Origin of the sequence: Campylobacter sp. BCW_6463, assembly GCF_001762785.1 — a bacterium.
GTDB classification, from domain to species: domain Bacteria; phylum Campylobacterota; class Campylobacteria; order Campylobacterales; family Campylobacteraceae; genus Campylobacter_D; species Campylobacter_D jejuni.
Window position 1 is genome coordinate 892 of record NZ_MJXL01000080.1, and the last position, 561, is coordinate 1,452.

At 36.4% G+C, this 561-nt stretch carries 1 pseudogene; it reads right to left on the reverse strand.

Features of this window, described 5'->3' with window-relative positions:
* Positions 1–561 (reverse strand): annotated as a pseudogene (locus AJ884_RS09775) (flagellin); the annotation flags it as partial.

Genomic DNA, 561 nt, shown 5'->3' on the forward strand with positions numbered 1-561 from the left:
TAAAGCTCCAAGTCCTGTTCCAACAGAGGTTGAAATCACAACACTATCAAATTTAAAATCTTCCAAACCATTGTAATTTTTAATAGTAAGTCCCACTACACCTGAAGTAAAGCTTTGAGAACCTGTTTCAAATCTTGTAACACCGATTTTTGAAGACTGGGTTGGTCCAATGCTTGCTTTTATAGTTTGATTTGAACTTGCACCGATTTGAAATTCTTGATTAGTAAAATTTCCACTTAAAAGTTGCTTGCCGTTAAAAGCTGTAGTATTAGCGATATTATCAAGCTCTTCCATTAAGCGGTTTATATCTGCTTGAAGCATGGTTCTTGTTTTTGTACTTTGACCATCTTGAGCTGCTTGAGTAGCTTTAGTCTTGATAGTATCTAAGATTTTAAGTTGCTCATCCATAGCCTTATCAGCAGTTTGTAAGATACCTAAAGCATCATTACCATTTGAGATAGCTTGACCTAAAGTATTGGCTTGAGATCTTAAACTATCTGCTATCGCCATCCCTGAAGCATCATCCGCTGCAGAGTTAATCCTAAGACCTGAACTAAGTCT